The 5561-nt window shown below is 36.6% G+C and carries 4 protein-coding genes and 1 pseudogene; 2 read left to right on the plus strand and 3 right to left on the minus strand.

Going from position 1 to position 5561, the window contains the following annotated elements:
• The coding region (locus J4P91_RS28130; protein ID WP_207996719.1) for an IS4 family transposase at positions 1 to 1058 on the minus strand (1058 nt) is incomplete at its 3' end.
• A gap of 212 nt (positions 1059 to 1270) precedes the next feature.
• Between J4P91_RS28130 and J4P91_RS28135 the strand changes: the two genes are divergently transcribed.
• A complete protein-coding gene (locus tag J4P91_RS28135; protein ID WP_017150446.1) occupies positions 1271 to 1558 on the plus strand; it encodes a YciI family protein in 288 nt (95 codons plus the stop codon).
• 661 nt (positions 1559 to 2219) lie between these two features.
• Positions 2220 to 2426: pseudogene (locus tag J4P91_RS28140) on the plus strand (IS6 family transposase); the annotation flags it as partial.
• A gap of 296 nt (positions 2427 to 2722) precedes the next feature.
• On the opposite strand, the gene J4P91_RS28145 reads toward J4P91_RS28140, so the two are convergent.
• Positions 2723 to 4549: an alpha/beta fold hydrolase gene (locus J4P91_RS28145; RefSeq protein WP_017150265.1), complete on the minus strand. Its 1827-nt coding sequence runs from the start codon at positions 4547 to 4549 to the stop codon at positions 2723 to 2725.
• 59 nt (positions 4550 to 4608) lie between these two features.
• Entirely contained in the window at positions 4609 to 5193 is a 585-nt protein-coding gene (locus tag J4P91_RS28150; protein ID WP_028402269.1) for a TetR/AcrR family transcriptional regulator, read from the minus strand.
• Positions 5194 to 5561 lie beyond the last annotated feature (368 nt).

The raw sequence follows: 5561 nt of genomic DNA on the forward strand, positions 1-5561 counted from the left end.
TTAAAGACAATCTCTATTTGCCAACGCAAAGTATATAACTCATGTACCTGTTCCATCGGAACCCATTCCCAAGGTGTATTCGTCACGTACATGTTTAATCCCGCTACAACTTTACTTTTCTCTGAGTACGTTCTATTTTTGGATTTTTCTTTTTCCGCGATTTTTGCTTGTCGTTTTTGAAGTTGCTTTTCTGTTAGTCGGTTAAAAATAACACGTGCAAACAGCTGTTGTTTATCACCGATATAAGCATGTTTTAATTCAAATGTTTCTCCAGGCTGTAGTTGATTTAAAATTTGTTTCACATCTATTTGTATGTATTCTGATTGTTTCTTAATTGCACCATTTTTAAAGCATTCTGGGTTTGGATTTTTCACATATACATTCGTATTCAATTTTAAACGAGAAATATAGTATGTACCTCGTTGATCCATTTGATCTAAGTCTTCCAATGAAAAATAACCCAAATCACGAATACATAAATCCCCTGGTCGTAAGGTATCTAAGCATTCTGTACCAAAAGTTTTGTCATTATTTTTTCCTGGCCCAACTTGAAAGTTAAGAAATTCCCCACTGTGCAGATCATATTCTAATTGAATTTTGATTCCAGCTGTTTGGGCACACCCTCCAGAGCCTGGATATATATTCTCTAAAGCATTTGGCACTTGGAATAAGGTAGCATCTAGGATACGAATTCGCCCAAAATAAGAGAAGAGATGATTAGAAAATTGCGTTTGTTCACATACTTTTTGTTGTAACAGTAAAGAAAAAATATGTTGTAAAAACAAAACTGCTTTTGTATTTAAGCGTTTATTTAAGCCCTCAGGGCTGAGTAAAGTACCTGTCGCAGCATGAAGCCTACTATATAATCGGACTAAGGGATCGCTTGCCACCCGTTGACTGATCCAAATACAAATAGTAGCTAAGTCTGATCCAGAAAACTTACGTTTTCGCTTTATGAATCCGATTTCTCTTGCAAGTTCTTCTAAGAATACAGGTGTAACATATCGTTGTAATTCTTCAGCAAATGGTAGTAGTTCATCTTGAATCGAGAGATTCATAAGAAAACGTCATCCTTTCTAATTTAGCTTGTTTAGAAAGGATAACGTTTTTTGGTATTTGAGGGTATTAAAATTTCCTAAGTTGATGGGCATGTATGGTGACCCCTTATAGAGCTATCACTTCGGTGATGGCTTTTTGTTTTGTAGGATAATCCACTTTTCTGTCGAATTGATAGAGTGGACATAAATATAGAACAGAGGAGGATGTTAAAATGAACTACTTTGTTATCCTATTTACGCAAGGTGAAAATTGGGAACAAGGAAAAAGAATTTGGGAGCAAGATTTGGAAAAACACAGAGATTTTTGGAGAGAATACAGAGAAAAGACTGATAAGGTAATAGGTGCAGGCCCTTTTACGGATGACGCTGGCGGCATGATTATTTTAGAAATAGAGAGTCTTGATGAGGCTACAAGAATTGTTAACCTTGATCCTGCTGTTATTGGGAAAATATTTAAAACAACTGTACACCCGTGGCATCCACTTTTGAAAAGATTTTAGGATAGTGTTTTATATAAGGGGTACCGCCACACATCCTTAAGTTGATGGGCATGGGTACCGCTCAACATTTTAACGAAAATATACACTAAGCAAATTTCAGCATAAAGTAAGCCACTTTTTCTTAAAATTGTTTCTTCCTTTTCTCGGCGAAAACCAGCAATAATCCAAACAAATAATAAATGATACTTACCGTAATAACACCATAAACAACCTTATCTTCAGGAAACTTATGTATGTTTAGAAAAGTTTTCTATATTTTTTCATAATAAAAAATATAGAGTTTGAAAAGAAACCTTGTAAAATCAACTGATTATAGATATCCCTAATATAATTTTGATTATTTAGACAATGATAATCACTAGATCTGGGTGTGTGTTAAGCCAGTAAAAAGGAACACTTAGCCCATTGTCCCTAGCAATAATGAGACTTTTATAGTCAGTTGGATTTAATACTGTACTCAAAGCGGGTTGTAGCTTATCCAGTATTGTGATAATAATGATGTAATGATTGGCATAAAGCTCCTCCTAAATTATTACTATATGATAATTATACCAAAATATCCATTTTTTATATAATAAAATAAGTATCGGAGCACTGGTTCTGTTGCAAAATTTTCTACATGAAGCTACACTCTAGAAAACAGGATCTAGGAGAATCAGACATGAGATATTTTAAAGGAAAACAATTCAAGAAAGATATTATTTTAGTAGCTGTCGGCTACTACTGCCGTTTTTCTTTAGGTTATCGTGATGTATCTGAAATCCTGAAAGAACGTGGTATTTCAGTGCACCCAACAACCATCATGCGATGGATTCATGAATATGGCAATCCCATCTATCAAATTTGGAAAGTAAAAAATAAATCTGCACGCTTATGAAACCATTCATGCCCTATATAAACAAAGGCGAAGTCTTCAAAGAGACTCCGCCTTTTCAACGTACAATGAACTTCAACAATTACTAGCTACTTCCTAAACATTGTTCTTCATTTACCAACCTGTTTATGCTTTTTTCAAACTTTGCAACAGAACCAGTTTAACCATCATCATGTTCATGGAACTTTAGGTTATTTAAGTCCAGTTGAGTTCAGAAAACGAGCCCTTAAAAAAGCAGTCTGAATTTGTGTTGACAATCCACACCTCCATCAATACTATCAAAAGAACCTTTATACTGTTACAGCTTGAGAAATCCATTGAGCAGTTAGTTCAGGAGATTCAACAGGAAACTGATGACCGTACTGAATACGTGTAATATCCAAGTGTTCAAACTGCTTTGGGACATGATGATCTTTGTCCAAAGCTCCCCATAGTATCTTAATTTTCCTCTTATCCCATGTCTCGGGATTTAACTGAATGGATTTTGATATAGTTAAGCAAGACATGACCGTAGCGTTAGTTTTACGTATACGGGGGGATTTTAAATCACGGACCACAGAATGAGCGTAATTACTCAATAACTGACTGGATGTTCTGAAGCTATTGGCTTGAAGTAGCTCTTTTTCCAAACGGGCGGGATCCATATATTTTAGAACGAAACTTGTAATACGTCGAAATCTATATTTAGGTTGGATAGGATGCAGTACTGGCTGCAATAAAATGAGTTGTTTGATCAGTGAGGGCAGCCGTTCCATCACTTGAGCCGCAATCAATCCGCCAAATGAATGCCCCACTAATATAACGGGTCTGTTCAACTCAGTGATCATAGTGGAAATGCTCTCTACATAGCCTTCTAGCACAGAAGGATTATGGTGATAAGGGGTACGCCCAAATCCAGGTAAATCTACGAACCAAGTATTTAAACTGCTTAAAAATTGTGAGAGGGGCAAAAGGGCATCAGCATTGCTGAACGTCCCATGAAGAAAAATAATAGGTGTTTTATTCCTATCTTTCTCTAGCGAAACTAAGTTAGCCCTTCTTCGTTGACTAAAATCTTTCTGCTCATTTTGATTCAGGCCTAAATGATTTAACCGATAATCCAAATCACTAATGATAAAAGGGAGCGTGGACGGAACTACGAATGAATTTCTGCCGTTCCTTTGTTCTATTTCTAATTTACTGTAAACAGGGAATTCCGACTTAACAAGAAAACTCATGGATTCTTTAGGAATACCAAGCATCTTACCAGCACCCATTCTAAGCACAGTTTTCAATAACGGAAGCGGTATAGTTCCTAACGGCTTTGTTGTCTGCAATTCGTGTGCCATGAGTTTGATGAAAGTTCGGATCGACGGACTCTCTTGCTTAGAATCTAAAAGATAGTAGGTATTGCTTGATAACCCTTCTGTATTAGCAAGTTTTGAAATAAACGAAGCCACATGATCAATATGAACCATTGGTAACCAATAATCGTCGCCGCCTGGAACAAGCGACATAAGATTTCGCCTTACGGCATCGACTAAGATGCTAAGGCCTCCAATCTGTTCTGTTTTCCCTGAGAAGGAGTCTCCGACGATTACACTAGGATTAACAGTAGATAAGGGAATGCTCATGTTATGAAGAGATTTTCGTATATAAGAGTCGGCTAAAAACTTCATTTTTTCATAAGGCGGTTGATTGTCCAGCAAATGATCTAGATCCAACAATGCATTTTGTTCATGATAGGGACTCATAAAGCCTACGACATGGATAAAATGCTTTAATTCTTTTGCAGCATGGATATCCTGTGCTAGCCGAGCAAGGGATTTTGCAGGGGCGAGGAAAGACTGCTCAGCTTCACTGAGGTTCAACTCAATATTCATTGGACCTCCTGCATGAATAATTAGATCAGTTGCAAGTAATTGCTTGTAGCTGTCATCACTTAAACCTAATCGAGGCTGCGTTAGATCACCGATAACAGGAACAATGTTGTTCTGTTGATCGGGTGCCAGTTGATTGATGATGGTAAGAAGACGATTTTTTTGACGTACAAGTGCATAAATCTGATGCTGAGAAGCTAACTCAGCGATTAAATGACGTCCAATATAACCAGTTCCGCCGGTCATGAAGATTTTCATAATAAAAACACTCCTTTATTATTTTATAGTACTAACTAGTACTAATATATCTAAAAATATTACTTTAGCATGGAAGCTAAAGCAGGAAATAAATTTTTGATCATATCTTGGTTGTTAGAAGCTTGAGCCAAGAAGAGAGCACCCTCAATAGAGGAGACAATCAACATAGCTGTTTGTTTAACGGGCAGCTCTTCCTTTAGTTCTTGTCGTGCAATCCCTTGGGCTAAAATCAATTCAACACCATGCAGCTGTTTTTCAAAAAAACTCTTGATTCTATCTCTAATTTCAACCGCGTCAATAGGCGTCTGTGTATACAGAGTCAGGAAAGGACAACCGCCAAGGTAGTTATTTTGTTCAATAGTATCGCTTAAAATGTGGAGTACCGCTTCTAATTTCTCCTGAACGGTGAGCTCAGTTTGAGACACAATATAATTAATTCGCTGCTCGTAATGTGCTATCAACTGATTAACAATAGCGAGCAGCAGCTCCTCCTTGCTCTTAAAATAATAATAAATGTTCGTTTTTGAAACTTTGCTACGTGCGACTATGTCGTCCATGCTTGTTGCCAGAAAACCTTTAGTAAGAAACAATGTAAAAGCGGATTGCAGAGCAATATCTTTATTACTAAGTGTATTTTTTTTCATATTAGTACTATACAGTACTATAAATGGAGAGTCAAGGGAATGATTGATGAAATGCATAGGGGTTCGACCGAGATACGTGTAGACTCACTTTTATTTCCAGATACAATTTATTGAACTTATAAATATCATTTCATCTATTTTTATTAAGGAATTTGTCTATTATGGGTACACCCCATTGCCATCAAGCTAAAATTTTATAGTACCCCCAGAACGAAATTTTATGTTAACTTGTAATAAAAAGCTTATTTCTTTGTTTTGGGGTGGATCTGTTTTCTTAAGTTGATGGGTATGTGGTCTTACCCCCGTCAAGTAGACAGCTGTAAAAAAAGACTATGCAGCCATCGAGATTCGATATTCAATCGGAGCTC

Source organism: Bacillus sp. XF8, from assembly GCF_017498755.1.
GTDB lineage: Bacteria > Bacillota > Bacilli > Bacillales > Bacillaceae_G > Bacillus_A > Bacillus_A bingmayongensis.

Bases quoted from the DNA above. Each gene is read 5' to 3' on its own strand.
- J4P91_RS28135 (WP_017150446.1), top strand. From the start codon at position 1,271: ATGAACTACTTTGTTATCCTATTTACGCAAGGTGAAAATTGGGAACAA.
- J4P91_RS28145 (WP_017150265.1), bottom strand. From the start codon at position 4,549: ATGAAAATCTTCATGACCGGCGGAACTGGTTATATTGGACGTCATTTA.
- J4P91_RS28150 (WP_028402269.1), bottom strand. From the start codon at position 5,193: ATGAAAAAAAATACACTTAGTAATAAAGATATTGCTCTGCAATCCGCT.